General features: G+C 61.3%; 22 protein-coding genes. 14 read left to right on the top strand and 8 right to left on the bottom strand.

Annotation, left to right across the window (positions count from 1 at the left end; genetic code table 11):
• Positions 1–93: 93 nt before the first annotated feature.
• From CCGE531_RS16845 to CCGE531_RS16820, 6 genes are all read left to right on the top strand, one after another.
• On the top strand, positions 94–1,560 hold the full coding sequence (locus tag CCGE531_RS16845) for an extracellular solute-binding protein (RefSeq protein ID WP_120665259.1): 1,467 nt from the start codon (positions 94–96) through the stop codon (positions 1,558–1,560).
• Positions 1,561–1,636: 76 nt separating this feature from the next.
• Positions 1,637–2,566, top strand: coding sequence for a sugar ABC transporter permease (locus CCGE531_RS16840; protein ID WP_120665257.1), 930 nt, complete (start codon positions 1,637–1,639; stop codon positions 2,564–2,566).
• A 1-nt stretch (position 2,567) separates the two neighbouring features.
• Complete coding sequence (locus CCGE531_RS16835) at positions 2,568–3,398, top strand: carbohydrate ABC transporter permease (RefSeq protein ID WP_120665255.1); 831 nt, start codon at positions 2,568–2,570, stop codon at positions 3,396–3,398.
• 32 nt (positions 3,399–3,430) lie between these two features.
• A complete protein-coding gene (locus CCGE531_RS16830; protein WP_120665253.1) occupies positions 3,431–4,456 on the top strand; it encodes a Gfo/Idh/MocA family oxidoreductase in 1,026 nt (341 codons plus the stop codon).
• A gap of 76 nt (positions 4,457–4,532) precedes the next feature.
• Positions 4,533–5,699: a sn-glycerol-3-phosphate ABC transporter ATP-binding protein UgpC gene (gene ugpC, locus CCGE531_RS16825; protein ID WP_120665252.1), complete on the top strand. Its 1,167-nt coding sequence runs from the start codon at positions 4,533–4,535 to the stop codon at positions 5,697–5,699.
• Positions 5,700–5,867: 168 nt separating this feature from the next.
• Positions 5,868–7,787, top strand: a complete 1,920-nt coding sequence (locus tag CCGE531_RS16820; protein ID WP_205586451.1) for a methyl-accepting chemotaxis protein — start codon at positions 5,868–5,870, stop codon at positions 7,785–7,787.
• Between the two features lie 411 nt (positions 7,788–8,198).
• Here CCGE531_RS16820 and CCGE531_RS16810 read toward each other — a convergent pair whose 3' ends face one another.
• From CCGE531_RS16810 to CCGE531_RS16795, 4 genes are read right to left on the bottom strand one after another with little or no spacing between them, the layout of a single operon-like run.
• The gene (locus CCGE531_RS16810) at positions 8,199–9,419 is read right to left on the bottom strand and encodes an MFS transporter (protein WP_120665248.1); all 1,221 of its coding nucleotides are present in this window, start codon (positions 9,417–9,419) and stop codon (positions 8,199–8,201) included.
• Positions 9,416–10,519 carry an FAD-dependent oxidoreductase gene (locus tag CCGE531_RS16805; RefSeq protein WP_120665246.1) on the bottom strand — a complete coding sequence of 368 codons (1,104 nt, stop codon included), beginning with the start codon at positions 10,517–10,519 and terminating at the stop codon, positions 9,416–9,418. Before CCGE531_RS16805 ends, CCGE531_RS16810 begins: the two co-directional genes overlap by 4 nt.
• Positions 10,516–11,232, bottom strand: coding sequence for a cupin domain-containing protein (locus CCGE531_RS16800; RefSeq protein WP_120665244.1), 717 nt, complete (start codon positions 11,230–11,232; stop codon positions 10,516–10,518). Before CCGE531_RS16800 ends, CCGE531_RS16805 begins: the two co-directional genes overlap by 4 nt.
• A 1-nt stretch (position 11,233) precedes the next feature.
• Positions 11,234–11,980 (bottom strand): glucose 1-dehydrogenase, encoded by a 747-nt coding sequence (locus CCGE531_RS16795; protein ID WP_162943916.1) that lies wholly within the window; start codon positions 11,978–11,980, stop codon positions 11,234–11,236.
• Positions 11,981–12,081: 101 nt separating this feature from the next.
• On the opposite strand from CCGE531_RS16795, the gene CCGE531_RS16790 reads away from it, so the two are divergent.
• Positions 12,082–12,990 (top strand): LysR substrate-binding domain-containing protein, encoded by a 909-nt coding sequence (locus CCGE531_RS16790; protein WP_120665243.1) that lies wholly within the window; start codon positions 12,082–12,084, stop codon positions 12,988–12,990.
• Positions 12,991–13,139: 149 nt separating this feature from the next.
• On the opposite strand, the gene CCGE531_RS16785 is transcribed toward CCGE531_RS16790, so the two are convergent.
• Entirely contained in the window at positions 13,140–13,643 is a 504-nt protein-coding gene (locus CCGE531_RS16785; RefSeq protein ID WP_120665241.1) for a TetR/AcrR family transcriptional regulator, read from the bottom strand.
• Between the two features lie 110 nt (positions 13,644–13,753).
• On the opposite strand from CCGE531_RS16785, the gene CCGE531_RS16780 reads away from it, so the two are divergent.
• Together CCGE531_RS16780 and CCGE531_RS16775 are read left to right on the top strand one after the other, a co-directional pair.
• Positions 13,754–14,521 (top strand): SDR family NAD(P)-dependent oxidoreductase, encoded by a 768-nt coding sequence (locus CCGE531_RS16780; protein WP_120665239.1) that lies wholly within the window; start codon positions 13,754–13,756, stop codon positions 14,519–14,521.
• Between the two features lie 19 nt (positions 14,522–14,540).
• Entirely contained in the window at positions 14,541–14,882 is a 342-nt protein-coding gene (locus CCGE531_RS16775) for a carboxymuconolactone decarboxylase family protein (protein WP_120666909.1), read from the top strand.
• Positions 14,883–15,018: 136 nt separating this feature from the next.
• On the opposite strand, the gene CCGE531_RS16770 is transcribed toward CCGE531_RS16775, so the two are convergent.
• From CCGE531_RS16770 to CCGE531_RS16760, 3 genes are all read right to left on the bottom strand, one after another.
• Positions 15,019–15,351 (bottom strand): cupin domain-containing protein, encoded by a 333-nt coding sequence (locus CCGE531_RS16770; RefSeq protein ID WP_120665237.1) that lies wholly within the window; start codon positions 15,349–15,351, stop codon positions 15,019–15,021.
• Between the two features lie 76 nt (positions 15,352–15,427).
• Complete coding sequence (locus CCGE531_RS16765) at positions 15,428–16,069, bottom strand: GntR family transcriptional regulator (RefSeq protein ID WP_120665235.1); 642 nt, start codon at positions 16,067–16,069, stop codon at positions 15,428–15,430.
• Between the two features lie 93 nt (positions 16,070–16,162).
• Entirely contained in the window at positions 16,163–16,888 is a 726-nt protein-coding gene (locus CCGE531_RS16760; RefSeq protein ID WP_120665233.1) for a GntR family transcriptional regulator, read from the bottom strand.
• Positions 16,889–17,209: 321 nt separating this feature from the next.
• Between CCGE531_RS16760 and CCGE531_RS16755 the strand changes: the two genes are divergently transcribed.
• The 5 genes from CCGE531_RS16755 (at position 17,210) to CCGE531_RS16735 (ending at position 22,770) form a co-directional block, all read left to right on the top strand.
• Entirely contained in the window at positions 17,210–18,211 is a 1,002-nt protein-coding gene (locus tag CCGE531_RS16755) for an extradiol dioxygenase (RefSeq protein ID WP_162943915.1), read from the top strand.
• A gap of 110 nt (positions 18,212–18,321) precedes the next feature.
• Positions 18,322–19,146, top strand: coding sequence for an alpha/beta fold hydrolase (locus tag CCGE531_RS16750; RefSeq protein WP_120665231.1), 825 nt, complete (start codon positions 18,322–18,324; stop codon positions 19,144–19,146).
• Positions 19,147–19,173: 27 nt separating this feature from the next.
• Positions 19,174–20,247 carry a substrate-binding domain-containing protein gene (locus tag CCGE531_RS16745; protein WP_120665229.1) on the top strand — a complete coding sequence of 358 codons (1,074 nt, stop codon included), beginning with the start codon at positions 19,174–19,176 and terminating at the stop codon, positions 20,245–20,247.
• A gap of 10 nt (positions 20,248–20,257) precedes the next feature.
• Positions 20,258–21,784 carry a sugar ABC transporter ATP-binding protein gene (locus CCGE531_RS16740; protein WP_120665228.1) on the top strand — a complete coding sequence of 509 codons (1,527 nt, stop codon included), beginning with the start codon at positions 20,258–20,260 and terminating at the stop codon, positions 21,782–21,784.
• Positions 21,781–22,770 (top strand): ABC transporter permease, encoded by a 990-nt coding sequence (locus CCGE531_RS16735; RefSeq protein WP_120665226.1) that lies wholly within the window; start codon positions 21,781–21,783, stop codon positions 22,768–22,770. Before CCGE531_RS16740 ends, CCGE531_RS16735 begins: the two co-directional genes overlap by 4 nt.
• The last annotated feature ends 24 nt before the right edge of the window (positions 22,771–22,794 follow it).

Below are 22,794 nucleotides of genomic sequence, written 5' to 3'. Positions count from 1 at the left end.
CAGATCGAGGGTAACAATCTAATCGAGCGCGGCGCCAGACTGGCTTTCCGATATCGAGTGAGGTTGGATTTACGGGCAATTGAGGAGGAACTCATGACATTCGATATTGGAAATATGTCGCGCCGGAACATGCTGAAGTCCGCATCGGTCGCGGCTCTGCTGGCTTCCAGCGCAGGTTCGCTGGTCGCGCCGCGGCGCGCGTCTGCCCAAGACGCCAAGACCGTGCGCGTTCTGTCGGTAGAAGATCCGTTCTTCTTCTCGATGAAAGCGATGATCCCGGAATTCGAAAAGGAAACCGGCATCAAGGTTGAACTCGAAAGCCTTTCCTACGACGCGCTGCAGACGCGTCTGGTCTCAGCCTTCGTCGCAAAGACCTCGGATGCCGACGTCATTGCCGTCGACCAGATGTGGCTTGGCCAGTATCTCGACAACGGCTGGATCATTTCGCTCAACGACTACATCGCCAAGGACAGTGACATCGACCTCGCCGACTTCATCCCGGAGGTCCTCTATTCGTCGAACATGTGGCGCGGGCAGATCGCAACGCTGCCGGTCGCGGCCTACGCACAAGGCGTTATGTACCGCAAGGATATCTTCGAAAGCTTCGGCATCGCCGCGCCGCCGACCAAGGCTGCCGAAGACTGGACGTGGACGAAATATATCGAGACGTTGAAGGCACTCGAAGGCAAGTCGTTCGACGGCAAGCCGCTGTTCCCGACGGTGATCTGCGGCTCACAGCCGTCGCCGATCACGCACATGTTTACCCAGCTTTCGGCAAGCCACGGCGCGAACTGGTTCAAGTCCTTCCCAGACGCGCCCTGGGATTTCTCGCCGCAGCTCACAGGTCCGGCTTGGGCGAAGTCGGTGGATGTCTACCGGCAGCTCTATAAGCTCTCGCCGCCTGAAGCGATCAACTATGTCTGGTTCGATGCCGGCACACGTTTCGCCAAGGGCGATATCGGCATGTTCTACTGGTGGACGCCATACTTCTATCTGGTGAAGAATTCCGGTTACATGACCGGCAAGAAATCCGATGTCATGGACAAATACGCGACCGCGGCACTTCCCAAGGCCGAGGGCGTTGCTCAGACGGTCAGCCTCGGCGGCTGGAGCCTCGGTGTTCCCTCCAGTTCCGACCGCCAGGACAACGGCTACGCCTTTATCAAATGGGCGACGTCGAAGGCGACCCAGAAGAAGATGGCTGAGTGGCCGGACCTCAATTTCCAGTTCTCGGATTTTGCCCGCAAGTCGCTCTACGAGGATGCCGACGTCAAGAAAATCTATCCCTACCTCGATGTCCAGTACGACATGATGAAACAGGGTAACGGCAAGATCACCCGTCCGCCGGTTCCCGGTTACACCGCCGTCGAAAGCGTGCTCGGCCTGACGCTCAATCAGCTTCTGACCGGCGGCGAAGATCCGAAGACGGCGCTTGAGCGCACCAACAGCCTGTTCGAAAGCATCCTCAAGGGCAATCTCATGATCCCCTATCAGAAGGAAAGCTATGCCGACACGCTCGACGGTGCCAAGGCCCTGATCGGCAAGCTCGGCAAGGCGTAATAGAATTCTCCTCGGGGCCGGCGCGTGCAGACGTTCGCGCCGGCTGAAACGAGTGAAGAAGAACTGGACTTCGACAATGCACGCTACCACCCTTCGCTCGCCGCCGGCGCTTGCGCCCGTGCGGCGCGGCTTCGTCCGGCGCAACCTGCCATACTTCCTGATCGCGCCTTCGGTGATCATGCTGCTCGCGCTGATCGCCTATCCGCTGCTCTTTGCCCTGAAGTCGAGCTTTTATTTCTGGAACCTGCAGGTCGGCCCACAGCCGCTGGCCTTCGTCGGCTTCGACAATTACGTCCAGGCGCTGAACGCCTTCGATTTTCGCGCGGCCCTGACCAACACGCTGATCCTGTCGATTCTGGGCACGGCAATCGAGTTCTCGCTCGGACTGGCCATTGCGCTCGTCCTGCTCAAAGCGCTGCCCGGCATGAATGTCGTGCGGGCACTTCTGATCCTGCCGACAACGATTGCGCCGATCGTCGTCGGCTTCCTGTTCCGCTATCTCTACGATCCGGGCGGCGGCCTTGTGACCTGGGTTCTGCAGTCGCTCGCGCTGCCGGTGCCGGCGGAAGGTATTCTCGGCTCGCCGTCGACAGCCCTTGCCGCAATCCTCTTCGTTGATATCTGGCAGTGGACGCCCTTCTTCGCCATCGTTCTTTATGCGAGCCTGCTTGCCGTTCCCGACGAAATCATCGAGGCAGCCAGGCTTGATCGGGCGTCGGCCTGGACGATCCTGATGCGCATCAAGCTGCCGCTCATCCGGCGCACCGCGATCATCATCGTCATGCTTCGCTTCATGCAGATCTTCAACACCTTCGACACGGTGCTGGTGCTGACCCGTGGCGGGCCGGGGACCTCGACGCGCACGCTCGGCTATTCGCTCTACGAGCAGGGGCTCGTCAATTTCAATGTCGGGCTTGTCAGCGCTCAGACCTGGATCGCGGTGCTGATCGTCAACATCATCGTCGCTCTCTACGTGTTCTTCGCCTTCCGGAATGAGGAGTGGTGATATGAAAAGCCGCACGACCTTCTATACGGCGCTCACCTATGCCGCGGGCCTGTTGTTCCTGGCCGTCTTCATCGGCCCGATCCTGTGGTTCCTGGCGCTCGCCATTCGTCCGGCCGAGACGGCGTTCGCGATGCCGCCGCAGCTGACCTTCGAGCCGACGTTCGACGCCTTCCGGCATATCCTTGTCGACCCCGGCACCAATGCACCGCAATTGGTGAATTCGCTGATCGTGGCGATCGGCGCTGTGCTGCTCAATCTGCCGTTCTCGGTGCCGGCCGCTTACGCGCTTTCCCGCTTCAAGCTGCGGGGCAAGAAGAACATCATGCTCTGGTATCTCGGCTTGCTGATGGCGCCGCCGATCGCCTTCCTGATCCCGTATTTCGTGCTGATCACGCGGATCGGCCTGCAGGGGTCGTACTTTTCGATGGTGCTGGTTCTCCAGACGCTGACGATCCCGTTTTCGGTCTGGCTGATGAAGAGCTTCATCGACGAGGTGCCGGCGGAGCTGGAAGAGGCTGCCCGCGTCGACGGTGCCCGCTGGTACACGATCATGTGGCGCATCACGCTGCCGATCGTTCGTCCCGGCATCATCGTCACCTCGATGTTCGCCTTCGTCTTTGCCTGGAACAACGCCGCCTTCCCGCTGGTGCTGAGCTCGCGTTCGACCGCCACGCTCCCGATCGGGACGCTTGGATATTTCGCCACCAGCGGCGTGACCTGGAACTATATCGCCGCCGCCGCCGTGCTCGCGATGATCCCACCGATGATCATCTTCCTGGTGTTCGACCGCTACGTCGTCCGGGGCCTGACCTTCGGTTCGGTCAAAGGCTGAGCTTTTCTAAAGTCTGAATGGAGTAAAAAAGAATGAGCAAACTTCGTATCGGCGTTATCGGCGCCGGCCTTTGGGGCAATAATCACGCCCATACCTTCAACGTCCTGCCGGAGACCGAACTTGTCGGCGTCTGCGACCTCGACGAGGGCAGGGCGCTCAAGATGAAGGAAGGCTTTGGCGCGGCAGACGCGTTCACCGACTACAATAAGCTGATCGCCAGCGACCGCATCGATGCCGTGTCGGTGGCCACTCCCGACTTCACCCATACGCCGATCATCCTTGCGGCGCTGAAGGCCGACAAGCACGTCTTGAGCGAAAAGCCGCTGGCGACGACCGTCAAGGAGGCGGAAGAGATCGCCGAGGCTGCCGCCAAGTCGAAGGGCAAGCTGATGATCGACTTCCACAATCGGGTGAACCCGATCCTGGCGCAGGTCCGCGATATGATCCAGGATGGTCAGATCGGGCTTGCCAAGCATGGCATGGCGCGGCTTTCGAACACGACCTTCGTTCCCTTCGAGATGTTGAGCTGGGCTGCGAAGTCTTCCGCGCTCTGGTTCCTCGGCAGCCATCTCGTCGACGTCCTGCGCTTCATCCTCGAAGACGAGGTTACCCGCGTTTACGCCGTTGCCCGGTCCGGCACGTTGCAGGCCGGCGGCGTCGACACCAAGGATTTCCACGCGTCGATCCTCGAATTCTCCAAGGGCACGGTCGTGACCATGGAAAACAGCTGGATCCTGTCGCGCGACAATCCTTCGCTTGTCGATTTCAAGATCGAGTTCGTCGGCGAGAAGGGCCAGATCCAGGCCGATCCGACCCATAGCGGCGGTCTTCGCCGCATCGTCGATGGCGGCATGCGTTTCAATGATTACATCGGCATGACGCCGACCGGCGCCACCCGCATCGGCGGCTTCGTCCAGGAATCCATCGCCCGCTTCGTCGACAGCGTGGTGCGCGACGTGCCCTTGCTTGCTGACGCGAACGATGGGCTCGCGAACACCAAGGTTCTGGCGGCGATCGAGGAGTCCGTTGCCAGCGGCAAACCTCAGACCATCGGCTGATGCCGTCACCAATCCCGCGAGGCATTCATCCGGATAGATAGGCTGCCTCGCCTCTTGATACTGGGAGAAGAATTATATGGCATCCATGACCTTTGACGGGATTGGAAAAACTTATCCGGACGGGACCGTCGCCGTCGCCAATGTGAGCTTCACGGTCGCCAACGGCGAGTTCGTCGTGCTGGTCGGACCGTCGGGCTGCGGCAAATCCACACTTCTGAGGATGGCTGCCGGGCTCGAGCTGCTCAACAGCGGCCGGCTGCTCATGGACGATCAGGATGTCACCAACACCGAGCCGCAGGACCGCGACATCGCGATGGTGTTCCAGAACTATGCGCTTTATCCGCACATGACGGTCTATGAAAACATGGCCTTCGGCCTGCAGCAGCGCAAAATGCCGAAAGACAAGATCGAAAAGCTCGTGCGCGATGCAGCCGAAATGCTCGATCTTTCGAAATACCTGCACCGCAAGCCGGGTGCACTCTCCGGTGGTCAGCGCCAGCGCGTCGCGATGGGCCGGGCGATCGTCCGTCACCCGATGGCCTTCCTGATGGACGAGCCGCTTTCCAATCTTGACGCCAAGCTGCGCGTCCAGATGCGCGCCGAACTGAAGCTTTTGAACCAGCGCCTCGGCGTCACCACCCTCTATGTCACCCATGACCAGGTCGAGGCGATGACGATGGGTGACCGGGTTGCGGTTCTCAAACCTGTTGCCAATGCCGGCGAAAGCAACCTGCAGCAGATCGACACGCCGCAGCGGCTCTATGACAGGCCGGCGAATTTGTTCGTTGCCGGCTTCATCGGTTCGCCGGCGATGAATTTCGTGCGGGCAGACCTTGAGGCGGATGGGCCGAGCCTGCGCGCGACGATCGCGGGGACCGGCATCACCTTCCCGGTCCCCACGAGCGCTGGCCTGTCCGCTTATGCCGGGCGCCAGGTCATCGCTGGGATACGCCCGGAGATGTTTCTGGTGTGCAAAGAGCATGAAGCGCTGTTCAACGAGCCGATCCCGGTTGCCGAAGCACTGGGTGCCGACACCTTCGTCTTCTTCGACATTGCCTCCCCGCCGGTCGACATCATCGACGCGGAGGATCCGGCAGAACTCAAACGAAAGAACACCAACCGGCTGGTGGCGCGTATTCCGCCGGCGGCGACGCCTGCGTCCAACCAGCGGCTGCCGCTGACCGTCGATCTGGCAAAGCTCCACTGGTTCGATCCGCAAACGGGAGCCGCAATTCGCGACTGAGCGGAAAAGGAATTGGCGGTTCGGACTTTCGAGCCGCTTCCCCTGCCTCCCAAGGCGACTGGGCTGTCGTCGTACAGGTCGCGACGGCAGCCCCTTTTTTGGTGGCGCAGCATTCGGAAGCAAGGGCCGCAGTCCCTATTGCAACATCATCTTACAAGGGAGTGGTGCGTGAAACACGTTCCGATCGTTGGCAAATTCCTCGTCATTGTCGGCATGTTCGGGCTGATGGCTCTCGCAATTTCCGTCTACGAGACAAGGGAGCTCTTCCGGATCGACGCAGGTTACGCCGATCTCCTCGAAAAAGATGCGGCCGCCGCCCTTCACCTCACGCAAGCCAACCGAAGCCTCCAGGCAGCCCGCGCCAGCATCGGGGACATGATGATGGCGCGGTCGAAGGACGGTAAGGAGCACGCGGAGGCGAGTTTGAAGGAGGCGCAGGACAAGTTCGTCTCCTCCATGGATCTGGCAATCGCCGCATTGCCTGCTCAAGCGGACTTGCCGCCATTGAAGACAGATGGCTTCGCGATCCTGACGACCTCATGTGGCGCCCCGATCGCGGTGGGGCGAACGGCGAATGACGAAGCCAGCATCGCTATGGTTCAGCAGCTGTTTCTCGGTATGTGCCAGCCGGCCTTCGCGGCAATATCGCCGAGATTCCAGTCGGCTGCAGCGGCGATGATTGACAACGCCGACAGCAAGAGACGAGACGTTTCCGCTCGTGCCTACGAGACCTCGAAGAGGGCGATGGCCGGCGCAGTCATCGCGCTGGCAGCTGTCTTGGTTTTGGGCGTGCTTGCCATCCGGATGTGGATCGTCAAACCGATCGGAAAGATCGCAGGCACGATGACGGCGCTGGCGGACGGCGATCTTTCAGCGATTGTCCAGGGAACCGATCGTCGCGATGAGCTGGGTATCATGGCGAGGTCTGTGCAGATATTCAAAGACAACGGGCTGCGAGCGCGTGACTTGGAAAGAGACGTCGAAGCTGGGCGAGCCGAGCGCGAGCACGAGCGGGAACGTTCAGAGGCGACGGAACGCCAGCGGGTAGAAGAAATGAGGCGGGCGACCAAAAGTCTTGCCGAAGGTCTGCAGCATCTGGCAAGCGGCAACCTCACCTTCCGCTTAGACGCGCCCTTCACCAGTGATCTCTCGCAGCTGCGAGCCGATTTCAATGCCGCCGGCGAGCAGCTCGCCAGCAGCCTCGGCACGGTGGCGGCCGCGACTGCTGCGATCGACGGGGGTGCCGCGGAGATCAGTCAGAGTGCGCAGGATCTATCGAGGCGGACCGAACGGCAGGCTGCATCTCTGGAAGAAACGGCCGCCGCCCTCGATCAGGTCACGCAGAAGGTTTCCATGTCTTCGAAACGGACGGAGGAGGCACGCCGGGCTGCAATCGAGGCAAATGAATCCGCGCGCAGTTCAAGCGCGGTCATGTCGAAGACCATCTTTGCCATGCAGGGTATTGAAGGTTCATCCAACGAAATTGCGAACATCATCGGCGTTATCGACGAGATCGCCTTCCAGACGAACCTGCTCGCCTTGAACGCTGGCGTTGAGGCGTCGCGCGCCGGCGAAGCCGGCAAGGGGTTCGCAGTCGTTGCGCAGGAGGTTCGAGAACTCGCGCAAAGATCTGCCCGGGCCGCCAAGGAGATCAAGGAATTGATCGGCAAGTCCGTCAGTGAAGTGGAGGCTGGCGTAAAGCTCGTTCAGGATACCGGTCAACTGCTCGCAACCATCGAGCAGCAGGTCGCAGTCATCAACAGTCAGCTCGAAGCGGTCGCGACGTCGGCAAAGGAACAATCGGCCGCGCTCGCGGAGATCAACAGCGCCGTCAATCAGATGGACCAGGTTACGCAGCAGAACGCATCGATGGCGGAGCAATGCACCTCCGCAAGCACAGCTTTGGCAGCCGAAGTCGGTCGTCTGCGTGAGATCGTTTCGGAGTTTCGCCTTGAGCTTGACGAAGATGATGACTGCGCACCCGATCAGACGGCCAGCTTTGAAGACGCGTCAAAATCACCGGTGCTGCGGCTCGTTAGCGACATTGGCGAAGCTCTTGGACATGCCGGGGGCATCGCCGAACGTTGATAACCGGAAGGCTGGTTGCCGCGCCGGCTTCCAGTCGACCTATCCGATGAGCGTTCATAATGACGTTGAGACTTTCGCCCATTGAAAGATCGTGTCTGCGCTGGGCGTTGCTCGGATGGTCGGTGTCGGACATCGCCTTGCTTCAAGGCAAAAGCGACAGGGAGGTCAGGTCATGTCTAACCCAAGCAATCGCTCGCCTGGGGGCGACCTCGCTCAAAGACGCGCTTACCAAGATGACGATGTGAGCCACGTTGAATTCTTTTTCCGCCCCGATGATCGGCGCAGTTCCGCCGCCCGGGATCGGCTCGCCATGATCCGAGATTCCGGTGCTGCGCCTGATCCCGCTAGGCGGGGCCGCCACGTGCTTCCGATAGCGGTAATCATAGACCTCTGGCCGACCGGTGTCGTGCGTCAGCCGGCTGCCTTTTTCGCATAAGGGCGCGCCGCACGCCAGACGAGCGGCACCAGAACCAAGGCGACAGCCGGCAGCACTATCCAGTTGATGGTTTCCCAGCCGGAACTGTGAAGCAACGAGCCGGCGGAGAAAGAGGCGCAGGCGACCGTGCCGAAGACGAGGAAATCGTTCGCACCCTGGACCTTGTTGCGTTCGGCCGGCCTATGGCAGTCACCTACCATTGCGGTCGCGCCGATGAAGCCGAAGTTCCAGCCGATGCCGAGCAGGACAAGGGAGAGCCAGAAGTGGGCGATGTCGAAGCCCGAAAGCGCGACCGCCGCCGAGCCACCGATCAGAAGGAGACCGACGGCCGCAACCCGCTCCTTGCCGAAGCGCACCATCAGCCGCCCGGTGACGAAGCTCGGGGCATACATGGCAAGGATATGCCACTGGATGCCGAGAGCCGCCTGATCGACCGAATGCCCATGCCCCACCATGGCGATCGGCGAGGCAGTCATCACGAAGGTCATCAGCCCGTAGGAGACGACGCCTGTTGCAATCGCCAGCAGATAGCGCGGTGACGTCAGGATTTCGAAGAGCGGCCTTTCGCCGGCATGGTCGCGCGCCTGCACTTTCTGCGGCGGCGAGGCGCGAAGGAGGAAGAGCACGGGAAAAGCGAGCGCCGCCATGGCGGCCTGGCTGAGGAAGCTGCCGGCAAAGGGCGTGCCGGGCACCGCGTCACGCGTCCAGATGACGAGCTGCGGCCCGATCACTGCCGCTGCGAGGCCGCCGAGCATGACGCGGGCGATCGCCTTCTGGCTTTCGGCCCCGCTGGCGCTGTCGGTCGCGGCGAAGCGGTAGCTCTGGACATAGGAGGAATAGAAGCCAGCAAGGCAGGTGCCGAGGCAGAAGATCAGGAAACTGCCGAGGGCGATGCCGATTGCGGCAATCAGGCCGGAGACTATGCCGATCATCGTTCCAAGCAGATAGCCCGCCCGCCGACCGAAGCGGCGCATGACATAGGCCGCGGGCAGTGTGCCGGTCGCGAGCCCGAGGTTGAGCAGGCTGACGGGCAAGGTGACGAGATCGGGGTCGGGCGACAGGTGCTGGCCTACCAGACCACCGAGCGAAATGACGATCGGCGCGTTGGCGCCGCCGAAAGCCTGCGCAATGGTGAGCACCCACGAATTGCGCCGTGCGAGCGCGGGGCCTGCCGGGGCCTGATGCATGCGATTCATATACGGTCGACTTTCGAAAGGATTTTGGCAACCGCCTGTTCGGCGGCTGTGACGGCGCCCGAGAGATAGCCGGGCTCGGAGGAGCTTGTTTCGCTACCGGCGAGCAAAAGGCGGTCCTTCCACGGTCCCGAGACCCACTCCTTGCTTCCGGGCACGGGGTGGGCGCCGCCGGCGCGGTCGTCGGCGGTCGCCGTCAGCGGATCGGCCGCCCAGTCCTTGAGGATCGTTGCGCGGGGCTTCAGCGCCTGTGGGCCGAAGAGCCGCCCCAACTGTGCCAGGCTGGCCTGTTTCAACGCCTGCTCGCCGGTCGCGGCGCGCTGATCCGCGCCGACGCCGATAAAGCCGAACAGCGCCGCCTCACCGGACGCCGTCGTCGCGTCGTGGATCTCGACCATCGGACCGACCATGCTCTGCGCCGTGCCCGAGAGGCCGTCCGTGCGCCAGAAAGGCCGGTCATAGATCGCAAAGAATTTCGCGTGCGGCGCCATCCATGTCGCCGTATCGCGCCAGCGGGCGGCGGTCTCGGGCTCCTGCGCGGGCGCAAAATGCACCGTGGCTTCGAGAAGCCGCGGCGGCAGGGCGGCGATGACCTGCTTGGCTAGCAGACGAGATGTGCTCCCGTCGCCGGCTTCGACGGTCAGTTCAACGCCTGCATCGGCAATCGCCATGGCCGTCACCTGCGCACCGCGCAGAATGCGGCCGGTGGGCAGATCGGCGACGAGCGCCCGCACTAAAGCTGCAGTGCCGCCGGCAAGCCGCATCGATTGCTGCTCCGTCGCGGTCGGGCTGTAGCGCTCCGGTCTCTCGCGCGACATGCGCTCGAAGATGACGTCGCCCTCGCCGTTCTGGCAGAAGAATGAAAGCCCGAGCTGACCGACGAGTGTCGCCATCGCCGGCTGCATCTGCGGCCAGTACCAGGAGGGGCCGAGGTCGAAGCCGTCTTCGCTGGGAAGACCGTGTTCATCGGCCGTGAGGATGCGGCCGCCAAGGCGGTCGCGCGCCTCGAGGAGGACGACGTCGAGGCCAGCGGCGTTTAGCGCCCGCGCGGCATAAAGGCCGGAGAGACCGGCACCGACGATAGCGATCTGGCAGGTTTTCATGTGTTGTTCCGGGAGGTTTCGGGCTGCGATGACGTATTGTCGAAGGCGCAGACATCCGCATGAAGGAGCGGTGCGGCCTTGTACCAGACGCGCGCGCCTCCAGGGCCTACCTTCGCATGGAAATCCTCTCCCGCTGGGAGCCGCAGCCAGCTCCAGCGCGTTATAAGCTCAACCGCTTCGGTCAAGGCGCCGTCGAGCACCAGCAGCTCGAGGCCCCGCGGATTGGCGATTGCTACCTCCGCGCTCGGTTTCCAGGTCTCCAGCATCACCCGCTCGCCCGCGCCATCGAACAGGATCTTCGAAGCGGCGACGCCGGCATGCAATTCGCCCGTTTCGCCTTCGCCAGGCTTCATCACCACACGCTCGCGGTCATCAGCCTTGAATTGCCAGAGCTTCACCAGAATCACACAGCCGCCTTCGCTTCGCGGCGCGTGGCCGGTGCCGGGCGGATTGCGGACATAGGCGCCGGCCGGGAAATCGCCGCTCTCATCCTGGAAGACGCCGTCGAGCACCAGAAATTCCTCGCCGCCCGGATGACCGTGATGCGAAAAATGGCTGCCGGCGGCGTAGCGGACGATCGAGGTGGCGCGCGCCTTTTCCTCTCCGATCCGGAAGAGCATGCGCCGGTCGACGCCCTTGGCCGGGCTCGGCATCCAGTCGAGCGTGGCGGCGTGAACGAGCGTGCGCTTCGAGAGATCTTCGTTTAGCAGCATGTCAAAGCTCCGATCTGCCGCCGTCGACGACAATCTCGGCACCGAGCATATAGCTCGAAGCGTCGCTGGCCAGGAAGAGCACGGCGGCGGCGATCTCTTCCGGCTTGCCCATGCGCCCGAGCGGCACCTGCGCGCCAACCCGCTCGGCATAGGCGCGGAACTGTTCTTCGCTTTGACCCTTGGTGCGGTGGATCGGCGTCTCGATCGAGCCGGGACTGACGGCATTCACCCTGATCTTCCGGTCGATGAGCTCGGCCGACATGGTTCTGGCGAAGGAGCGGACGGCCGCTTTCGAGGCCGAAAGGATCGCCCGGCCGGGCGTGCCCACCTGGTTCAGCCAGGAGGTGTTGAGCACGATCGAGCCTCCCTCGCGCATCAGCGGCAGGACGGCCTGCACGGTGAAGAAGACGCCCTTGACGTTCACGTCCATGATCCTGTGATAGGTCGCCTCGTCCGCCGTCGCAAGCGGCGTGCCGAGTGCAGCGCCCGCATTGGCAAACAGGACGTCAAGCGAACCGAACGCATTCTGTAGCACGCTCTTTACCCGGCCGAGATCGTCGAGCGAGGACACGTCCGCCCGGATCGCCAATGTGCCGCCGCCAATCTCGGCGGCCGCAAGATCGAGCTTTTCCTGTGACCGTCCGGTGATTGCCACCCGGGCGCCGTTGGCGCGCAGCGCCTTTGCGGCGGCAAGGCCGATCCCACTGGAACCGCCGGTGATCAACGCCGTCTTTCCTTGAAGCAGCATTCACAAATCCTCTCGTCTGACACGGACTCTAGCGCCAGCGATTGCTTTGACGAGGAAAACCGGACATATCGGATAGAAAGAAAAACTTTGTCGTGAGCGCTATGAGAAACCTGACCAGACTGCGATCACTCCAGGCGTTGGAAGCCGCGGCAAGGCATGGCAGCTTCGTCGGCGCGGCAAGCGAACTCGATGTAACGCCGCCGGCCGTCGGCCAACTCGTGCGCTCCCTAGAGGATTGGGTCGGCTACCCGCTGTTCAAGCGCAGCCGCTCCGGCTCCGAGCGCCTGACACCGGTCGACGAGGCCGAGGAGGCTCTCGAAGAAATCGCCCATGGGCTCGATTTACTGGAGGCGGGCCTGCGCAAGCTGCGCGGCCGCAAGGCGCGCGCCGTCGTCGTGGTCACCGCCTCGCAGGCGCTGGTCGCCAACTGGCTACTGTCACGGCTGGACGATTTCTCGACAAACTGCCCGAACATCGACGTTCGGCTCGACGTCTCCGACAGGGTAATCGACCTCGCCCAGGGCGAAGCCGATATCGGTATCCGCTGCGGGCTTGGCACCTGGAAGGGCGTCAAATCCACCTTCCTGATGGGCGAGGAGATCATTGCCGTCTGCCACAACCGGCTTCTGCCTGGGGATCGCGACGTTACCGCCGGCTGGATCGCCGAGCAGACGCTGATCCACGACGGCACGCCGCATCCAGGCGGCGACTTCCCTTCATGGGCGGACTGGCTTTCCCGTTCCGGCGCCAACCAGGTGCCGGCCGACCGCGGACTGAAGATCAATTCTACAGCAGCGGTGATCCAGGCGGCGATTGCCGCGCGCGGTGTCGCGCTGGTGCGAAAGGCGCTGGTTGCCCAGGAGCTCGAAAGCGGTCGCCTTGTCCACCTGCTGCCGGAGATCCACTGGCCGGTGAAATGGGGCTATTTTATCGTCGCGGCTCCAAAGGCGTTGCGGCGCCACGAGGTCGCTGCCTTCCACGACTGGCTCTGGAAAACTTACGCCTCTTGATTTCTGAGCAGGCCGACGGTCGGTTTGCGACGGCGTCGGGAAACGCGGCGGACACGATCACCGCATGCCCCGCCTGGAACGGTCGTTCGAGGTGTGCGGGATAGTCCACTGCAGGTCGAACCCAAGGCTGCCGGCGTCCCCGACAGCTGTTACACGATAGCGGCTGTTCCTCGCTCGAATAGAGCAGGATCATCCAGAAGAGTGGCTGCGAGCATCGCCCCCTCCAGTGTCACGAGGGCCTGGATCGCCGCATCGCCGCTAAGGCCCGCTTTCGTCAGCTTTTCGATGCCGAGCAGGAAGAACCTTTTCACCTCGTCGCGGACTTCCGCTGCGAGATCGTGCGAGGTCGCCGCCATGGCGCCGCAAAGACACATGCGACCATCCCGCTGGAGCGCTTCACGGAAAGCGTCCCGCCATGCCTGGACGATATCGCTGCCCGCTGCCGCCTTCCGATCGACCGTGTCCAGAAAGCGATCGGTGTAGCGCCGCGCCACCGCTGCAGCGAGCTTTTCCTTTGCCGGGAAGTGATAGTGGACCGAGGAGGCTTTGACGCCGACGTCGGTCGCGACATCGCGGTAGCTGAAACCGCTGTAGCCCGCGTCGCGAATTCTCTCCTCGGCGGCGTCCAAAATAGCATTTGCCGTTTCACTCATGCGCATATCCTCTCTATCTAATGTTAGATAGGGGTTGCGCTTCCCTCTGGCAAGCATTATGTGTCGCTCCGCATCTATCTAACGTTAGATAGAGAAACAGGAGCAAGACAATGCGATTTGAAGGTAAAGTGGTTGCCGTCACCGGCGGTGGTTCCGGGATCGGCAAGGAAGCAGCAGCACGTTTCATCGCCGAAGGCGCGAATGTCGCCATCAACGGACGCAACCTTGAAAAACTGGAAGCGGCCGCGCGGGAAATCGACCCCAGCGGGAAGAACATCGTCGTTTCCGCTGGCGATATTGCACAGCCGCAAACCGGGGCGGCCCTCGTCGAAGCCGCCGTTTCACGCTTCGGCAGGCTCGACGTCCTCGTCAACAATGCCGGCGTCTTCAATCCCAAGCCGTTTCTCGACCTGACCGAAGGCGATTACGACTGGTATCTGGACACGATTCTGAAGGGCAAGTTCTTCACGGCCCAGGCCGCTGCCAAGGCGATGAAGGAAAAGGGCGGTGCCATTGTCCAGACCGGCTCGATGTGGGCGATCCAGGCAATCGGCGCGACGCCTTCCGCGGCCTATTCGGCAGCAAACGCCGGTGTCCACGCGATGGTGCGCAATCTGGCGATCGAACTCGCGCCCTTCAACATCCGCATCAATGCCGTGGCGCCCGCCGTGGTCGAAACGCCGGTCTACAACACCTTCCTGTCGGACACTCAGGTCAAGGAAGTTCTGCCGACCTTCAACGCTTTCCATCCGCTCGGACGCAACGGTCAGCCCCGCGATGTGGCCGAGGCGATCCTCTTCCTTGCGTCCGAGCAGGCCTCGTGGATCACCGGCACGATCCTTCCTGTCGACGGCGGTGTGACCGCCGGACGCCAATAAGAGAGAGACCATGGACAAAATGCAGGACTGGAACGCCTATCGCGATACCCTGATCGGCCGCGTCGGCGACTTTGCCAAACTGAGCCCGGACGTGCTGCGCGGTCTTCACACGATCGAAGGCAGCGGAGCCAAGACGGGCAAGCTCGAGCCGAAGATGCACGAACTGATCGCGCTCGCCGTCGCCGTCACGACGCGCTGCGATGGCTGCATTGCGGTGCATGCGAAAAAGGCGGTGGAGCTCGGAGCGTCGAAGGAAGAGATCGCCGAGGCGCTTGGGGTGGCTATTGCGCTCAATGCGGGCGCGGCGCTCACCTATACGGCGCGCGTATTCGACGCGATCGAAGCGCTGCCAAACACGTGATCCAGAACGGCGCGGGCGGATAATTTCGCTCCCGCGCCGCTAGTCTCGTCGTGATGGAGGCGCAGAAACCGCCGGCCATGGCGATGGGAGCAGCGACCCTTCCTCCCGTGACGGGGGCGGAATTGCCCTGCCGCTGCTACTGCTTTTGCAGGAAGTCGTCCCGACGCGGATTGAAGGTATCGATCAGAAGGCCCTGGGTTACGGCAACCACCCCATGAACGAGGTGCGGCGCAACGATAAAACTGCTGCCCGGACCGAGGCGGACGGTCTGCCCGTCGACAGTCACATCGAAAGTGCCTTCAGCCACGTAGCTGACCTGGGTGTGCATGTGAGAGTGGAGCGGACTGATCCCGCCTTCCTCGAATCGGAATGCAGCAAGCATGAGTTCTGGGCGCTCGCTTAATATGGCTCGGCGGTTGCCCGGCGCGACTTCGATCCATTCGAGGTTTTCAGGAAGCGTATAGATCATCAAATCCTCACTTTTTCGGGGAATATGCGGTGGGAGATGCAAATCGCAATCCGAAACCCACCAATCTCTATCAGGGCTATTTGTCGATCACCTGTTCGACGACTGCCAACGCGCTGTCGGTGTCCCTTGCCTCGATCGAATTCAAAAGAGATGACAGGCTCGCGTTGCGATCGATCAACATCCAGCTTTCCGAGACGACGGGCTCGTGATCGTTTCGAAGCGCTGCTGCGAGGCTCACGTAAAGATCGATGAGCATCTTGTTTCCGGAGCTCGAAACGAGTCGACGGTGAAAGTCGGCCGTGCCGTGATCGCGATCTGCGGGATCCGATTCCGATCGATGCTGCTTGACGAGAGCGCTTCTGATTTCCTCAATCTGGGACGGCGTCGAGCGCCGGGCAGCCAAACGGATCGCCTGCCTGTAGATCGCGTCAAGCACTTCCTGCTTGTCGCGCTGGCTGTAGTGTCTGAGGTTTTTCTCGAAAGGAGCCGCTGCAGGAGAACACACAAAGGTTCCCGATCCCTGGCGCGTCTCGAGCACGCCTTCGGACACGAGAACCCGTACGGCCTCCCGGATCGTTCCCCGGCTTACCGCCAACGTATCGGCAAGAACGGATTCATTTGGAAGACGCGTCCCGATCGGCCATTTGCCACCGCTCACTTGCGCTCGCAGCATGTCGGCGGCAGTCTCGGAAATGTTTCTACGACGGATCGGACGCACGATTGTTCCCTACGGCCTTCCGGCCGGTCAGCGTTGTAGCGGCAAATGGGTCTCGCAAGTTGTCTTGGCCGGCTATGGCAGAAGCCGTGAAGATCAGGAGACTGGCTGTCGAGCCGACAGTTTCGACCGGGCCTTCGGCTTTTCCTGTGCGGCCTGGAAATGCTCCAATATCCGGTCGCGCTGCCGCTCGATGTGATTTCTGATCGTTTCGGACAAGCCTGCCAGGTCGCGGCGTTTGAAGGCATCGAGAATGGAGCGGTGCTCTTGCACGATGACCATCGAACATTCCGGATAGCGGTCGTAAAGGTTCTCGAACCAGTCCAGGTAGACGTCGCAGTCGCGCCCGACTTCGTTTACCGCTTCATTGCGGCAAGAATGCCGGATCTTGAGATGGAACTTGTGGGAGACGCTCTTGTAGGTCCTGACATCGTTCTGTTCGACTGCGGTCGCCATCTGTTCGGCGTATCGCTCAAGCTCGTCGACGTCGTCCTCACTCGCGGACAATGAGGCGAGATAGGTGCGACCGACATCGACGATCCACCAGAGTTCGAATTTCTCGCGGATCATCTCGAGGCTTGGGACCGTAATCTTGCGATCCCGCATGCCCGACCGTTGGGTAAGCCCGGCGCGTTCCAGTTCCGCCAGCGCCTCGCGAGCCGGAGACCGGCTGACACCGTAGGTTTCGGCCAGTGCCTCTTCCGAGATGGGACTACCTGGAAGCAGTTGTCCCTGTAGGATGTCGTTTTTCACCATCGAGTAGAGCTGGGAAGAGAGCTTGGATCGCTGCATTTGGCGCTTCGGACCGGTCTCTGAAACCATTCGTATTCATCCTTCAAAGTTCATTTCGGCAGGCGCGGCTGCGCCTCCTGAAAAACATAAGTCGCTCGGGTCTGCAGGCCACGAACCCTGAAGGTGACACGCACAACGGCCCTCCCTCAGCTTTTCGCATGTCAGCTTGCCCTCTAACCAAATCGTTATCTGCGATCATAAACCACTTGCAATCGCTTGTCACGTATGTATCCTGAATCCCGTATTCTGTATCCGAAAGACATGCAGATTAAGTTGGCGCCTTCGCTGCCGACAAACCGCGTCATCGGGCCGTTGACTGGCTGAACGAACGCATCAATGAGGAGGAAGTTAATGGCTGAAGTTGTTTGCGCCCTGAGCATGTCCCATGCCCCCGGCGTCCTTGGATGGGCAGACGCGCCGTCCGAAGCGGTTAAGAAAAGCATCCACGAAGCCCATCAGGAATGCGCTCGGCGTCTTGAGGCCGCGCGCCCCGACTTGATCATCGCCTTCCTGGACGACCATTTCGAGAACCATTTCCGCAACATGATGCCGGCCTTTGCCGTCGGCATCTCGGCATCCCATAGCGGCCCGGCCGACTATATGATGGAAGCTCTCAAGTTCGATGAGAAAGTCGTGATCGAGAGCAATGTCGAACATGCGGAAGCATTGCTCCGCGGGCTGATCAAGCGCAATTTCGATGCGGCGCGCATGGGCGAGATCGAATACGGCAACAATCTTCTCGTGCCGTGGAAGCTGATCCGGCCGCAATACGACATTCCTGTCATTCCGATCTACACGAACGTGTTCTCGCCGCCGCTACCGACCATGGCCCGTGCATATGACATGGGTGCAGCCGTGCGCGACATCGTTGAACGCGAATTGCCGGCCGGCCTTCGGGTTGCGTTCCTGGCGACCGGCGGCCTGTCGCATTGGCCTCCCGTCTGGACCGAAGGTGCGCCGGAAGACGACCAGTTCCTTCAGCGCATGAAGCGGTATCAAAGTGAAGGAAAGCATGTCGCGGAGGAAGATCCGACGCTCTATTCCGACCTGGCTGCCTACGAGATCGAGATGGCCGACAAGATGCAGTGGCCGCTGCGCCATCAGCATCCGCTGGTCAACGCGGCCTGGGACCGCGAAATCATCGAAGCCTTCGGAAGAGGCGACACCGAGTATCTTCGCAACTGCACCTTCGAAAGCGTGGAAGAGGGTGGTGGGCACGGTGGTCACGAGATCCTCAACTGGATGGCCGTGATGGGCGCCATGGGCGGGTCGAAGGCCGACGTCATCGGCTATGAGCCGGTTGTCGAGTGGATCTGCGGCATGGGCTACATCGCCTACGACGCAGCAGCATAGCCGCAGTCAACCACCAAGTTGCCGAACGCCGATAGCCCGCACAGGCATGTGCGGTGCGGGCTTTCGCATACCGTTCGGCAACCCCTCAGCTGGCGTTTCTGGAGATTGGCATGCCTCATTTTGAAGACCGAGAGTTCTCGATTGACGGCCATCGGGTCGCCTATATCGAAGGCGGCAAGGGATATCCCCTGCTGATGATCCACGGGTCCGGGCCTGGCGCATCGACATTGGGGAACTGGAGCCGGGTCCTCGGCCCCCTGTCCGAGCGATATCATGTCCATGCAATGGATCTGATCGGTTTCGGCAAGTCGGACCGCAAGACATCGGAGCCATTCTTCGATCTCGATCTCTGGATTCGGCAATGCAAGGCGATGCTGGCAAAAATCCCCGGTGAAAAGGTCGGGATCATCGCCCATTCCATTTCAGCGTCGCTCGCCCTGCAGGTCGCCGCTTCTGAAAGCCGCGTCGGTCAAGTCCTGACCACCGGGGCCATGGGTGCGAAATTCACGGTCAACGAGGGGACCGTCGCTTGCTGGACGTTTCCGGAAACCCGGGAGGATCTCAAGAAAGCGATCGGGTTCCTGATCAACGACAAATCGCTTATCGACGACGCCTATCTCGACGCGCGGGTGAAGGTCCTCCATGAGGACCCCACTTACAAGGACTACTTCTCGCGCATGTTTGCCGGGGACCGGCAGCGCTATGCCGATCAAGCCATCATCGACCCATCGGTGCTGGCCCGCATCAAATGTCCAGTGACAATGCTGCACGGGAGAGTGGACGAACCGTTCCCGCCAGCCACCACTCTCAAACTTGCCGACCACATACCGCAAGCGGACGTCGTCCTGCTGGCAAACTGCTCTCACTCAGTGGCGCTTGAACGAACGGACGCGCTGTTGTCCGCCGCTCACACGCTATTCCCGCAACCACAATAAATAACAACACCTTAGAGGGGTTCTACCATGGTTACCGGAATTTCGAAATACACACTCGGCTTTGCCCGCATCGCCTGTGCTGTCGTCGTTGGATCACTTTTCGCGTCGCCCACCTTTGCCGAGGAGCCCGACCGCCTGGCCGGTATCGTCGAGCCGGTCGTCGCGAAAAAGCCGCTCAAGCTCGGCGTAACGCTGGTCCATCTCAACGACGATTTCTGGAAGGGCATTGCCTACGGGATCGCCGACGAGGCAAAGCGAAGCAATGTCACGGTTGCTCAGATCTCGATCGCCGGCGCCTACGGAAACGTGACGCAGCAGTTCTCGCAGATCGAAACGCTGCAAAGCCTTGGCGTCGACTATGTCGTTCTCGGCGCTGCTGCTTACAAGGGTTACGACCCCCAGCTCAAGCGGCTGAAGGATGCGGGCATCGGCGTCATCGCGGCTGGCATCCCGGTCGACAGCAAGAACGTCGACTTCGGTGTCACGCAGGATGACGGCGCGATCGGCGTTGGCCTGGCCAAGGAGATCTGCGAAGCCGCAGGATCGGACAAGTCCGGCGTCATCGCGCTACCGGGACCGGCAGGCGCTGAATGGGCGCGCTTGCGGCTCGATGGTTTCGAGCAAGCTCTCAAAGCCTGCCCGAACGTAACCTTGGTCAAGGGTGCCGTTACCGGCGGGCTTGAGCTTGAGCAGGGCCTCACCCAGGCATCGGATATGCTTCAGAAAAATCCGGACACCAAGTTCATTTTCACGCCCGTAATCCCGCTTGGACTTGGTGCTGCCCAGGCAGCGCGCCAAAGCGGCATCCAGGCCCAGGTGGTTTCCGCCACCATTGTCCGGGAAGCTCTCCCCTTGATCAAGAATGACCGTCTGCTGGCGCTCACCTCTGAGCCCGGCATCCTGATGGGGCGCCTCATCGTGCAGTTCGCCATTCGAGATCACGAAAAGCTCTCGAAAGGCGCTGAGTTCAAGACTGAGGGCATGGCCTACCCGACGATCTTCACCAACAATGCGGTGATCACGAAGAAGAACGTCGATACCTACGGTTACGATGTCTACGACCTTCCGCCGAAGGATTGGTCCTTGAACATCAAGCAGTGACGGTGCTCTGATGACACCACTCCTGCGACTAGTCGACGTCAGCAAGTCCTTCGGAGCGACAAGGGCGCTCCGGGGGGTCTCCATTGATATTTTCCCGGGTGAGATCCACTGCATCATCGGGGAAAACGGGGCGGGCAAGTCCACGTTGGGCAGGATCTGTGGCGGCTTTGTTCGGCCAGATACCGGCAGCTTCTGGTACGATGGCAATGAAGTCCCGTTTTTCAGCCCTGAAGAAGCACGGGCGGCCGGCTTGGCGATGGTTTTCCAGGAGCTTTCGCTGGCGCCGGATCTCAGCATCCAGGACAATCTCTTCCTGGGCGCCGAACCGACCCGCAACCCGCTTCGGGTGCTCAGACGCTCGAAAGAGCGGTTGGATTGCCGGAGCGTTCTGGATGCGGTGGGGCTCGGCAGGATCGATATCAGGCAGCCCGTCGGTCAACTCCCGCCGGGCCAGCAGCAGCTTGTCGAAATCAGCAAGGCGCTGGCGCGCAAGCCGAAGATTCTCGTGCTCGATGAACCCTCGGCCATGCTCAGCCTGGCCGAGCGCAAACACCTGCACGGCATCATGGCCGAGCTTAGGGCCAACGGCACAGCCATCGTCTTCGTTACCCACCACGTGTCGGAAGTCGCCGAGCTCGCCGACCGCGTCACGGTGCTGCGCAATGGCGCTCTCGTCGAAAGCATTGCAGGGCGCCAAACCGTCGATCAGATCGTCGAGCGTCTCGGCGGCGGCGGGATGCCCGCGCCGCATCGACCCCAGCGCCAGCTCGTTCAACATGCCGATAATGCCACCGCCGATCTGCTCTCGTTTGTGGTGCCGCGTCTGGACGGTAGCACCGAAGCAATTCGCATAGCTCCTGGCGAAGTCGTCGGGCTCTATGGCGTCATCGGCTGCGGTAGCGAACGCATTGCGTCAATCGTATCGGGCCAAGCATCTGATGCCGCATCGGTTGCGTTGGAAGTTGAGGGGCAAAAGATCGCCGTCAATACGCCTGTTCGGGCTCGCAAGCTCGGAATAGGGCATCTTCCAAACGGCCGCGCCTCAAACGGGATCCTCCCGACGAGAAGTATAAGCGAAAATCTCTATCTGCGTCCTCGCAGCCGCAATCAGCGGGTGACGCTCGCTCCGACGGGCGGAGATCCTGACAAGGAACTGTCGGAAATCGGCGTCCGGTATGGAAACGCGAAAGATCTGATTACGAGCTTGAGCGGCGGCAACCAGCAGAAAGTCCTTATCGGTCGGCTGCTCGGATCCGACCTCCGTCTGCTTGTGCTCGAGGAGCCGACGGCCGGAATCGATATCGCCGCAAAAGCGGACGTTCACAATCTACTGCGCAAATGCACAGGCAAGGGATGGGGGATCCTTCTTGTGTCCAGCGATCTCGATGAAGCGATCGCGCTCAGCGACCGCATTCACACGATGTTCGACGGACAGTGCGTGCGCACGTACAGCGCCCCGACCACCGGCGACATGTCATCGATCTCGGCGGACGTGGTTGGCGCGACACATGCAAAAGACAGGGAGGAAGTTCTATGAGTTCGCAAAGCAGTATCAACCAGGCCAGTCCTCCGAAGGTGCGGCATCTGTTCGGACATGTCGGCTATGCCGACTTGATGTTACCGGCGCTTATCCTATTGCTGGCGCTCGTCGCAGTGATGATCGAGCCGCGGTTTCTCTCGACGAACAACCTGCTCAATCTTCTCCGGCAATTGACGCCACTGCTGATTTTCGCGGCCGCCCAAGGCATTGTCATCATGTCCGGCGGGCTGGATCTTTCCCAATCGTCCGTCTTGTCTGTGGCCGGGGTCGCCGGCGTTCTCGTGATGCCGCAGCTCGGTATTGGCGGCGGCGTTTGCGTCATGGTTGTTGTTGGCGCTTTTTGCGGGCTTTTCTCGGGCTTCGTCGTCGCCGCGACGGGGGCTAGCCCGCTCATCGTCACGCTATCCGCCCTTTCCATCACACAGGCGTTCGCTCTCATTCTGGCGAATGGCGTGCCGATCTACGACGTTCCCGGCGAATATACCGATCTCGTCGGCTTCACCTCACTTGCCGGAATTCCGGTGATGGTTTTGATTGGCCTGGCGGTCTTGGCGTGCTGTTGGGTCCTGCTGCGCTTTACCGTCTTTGGACGGTACGTTTACGCGATGGGTTCCAACTACTCTGCGGCTTTGCATTCCGGTATTGATGTCCGCTTCTATACGGTACTCGTCTATGTTTTGAGCGGCACCTGCGCCGGGATCGGTGCGGTCGTCGTGACCGCCTGGACAAGCGCTGCCCAACCGATTGCAGCACCCAATCTCGCTTTGCAGGCCCTTGCCTCCGTCGTTCTTGGTGGGGTGGCTCTCAAGGGCGGCAGCGGTGGAATGATCCATGTGGTGTTCGGCGTCGTCACGCTCGGGATGCTTTCCAATGTCCTCAACATGATTGGCGTGTCCGCCTATTTCCAAACTCTGGCAGTCGGCCTCGTCATTTTGCTGGCAGTCTGCCTCGACCGGCTCCGGCAACGCTCGGCTCGCCGATAAAGTCCCCGATCTCGCATCCAACAT

The sequence above is a fragment of the Rhizobium sp. CCGE531 genome (assembly GCF_003627795.1).
Classification (GTDB): domain Bacteria; phylum Pseudomonadota; class Alphaproteobacteria; order Rhizobiales; family Rhizobiaceae; genus Rhizobium.
This window is presented reverse-complemented; position numbering and strand designations above follow the sequence as displayed.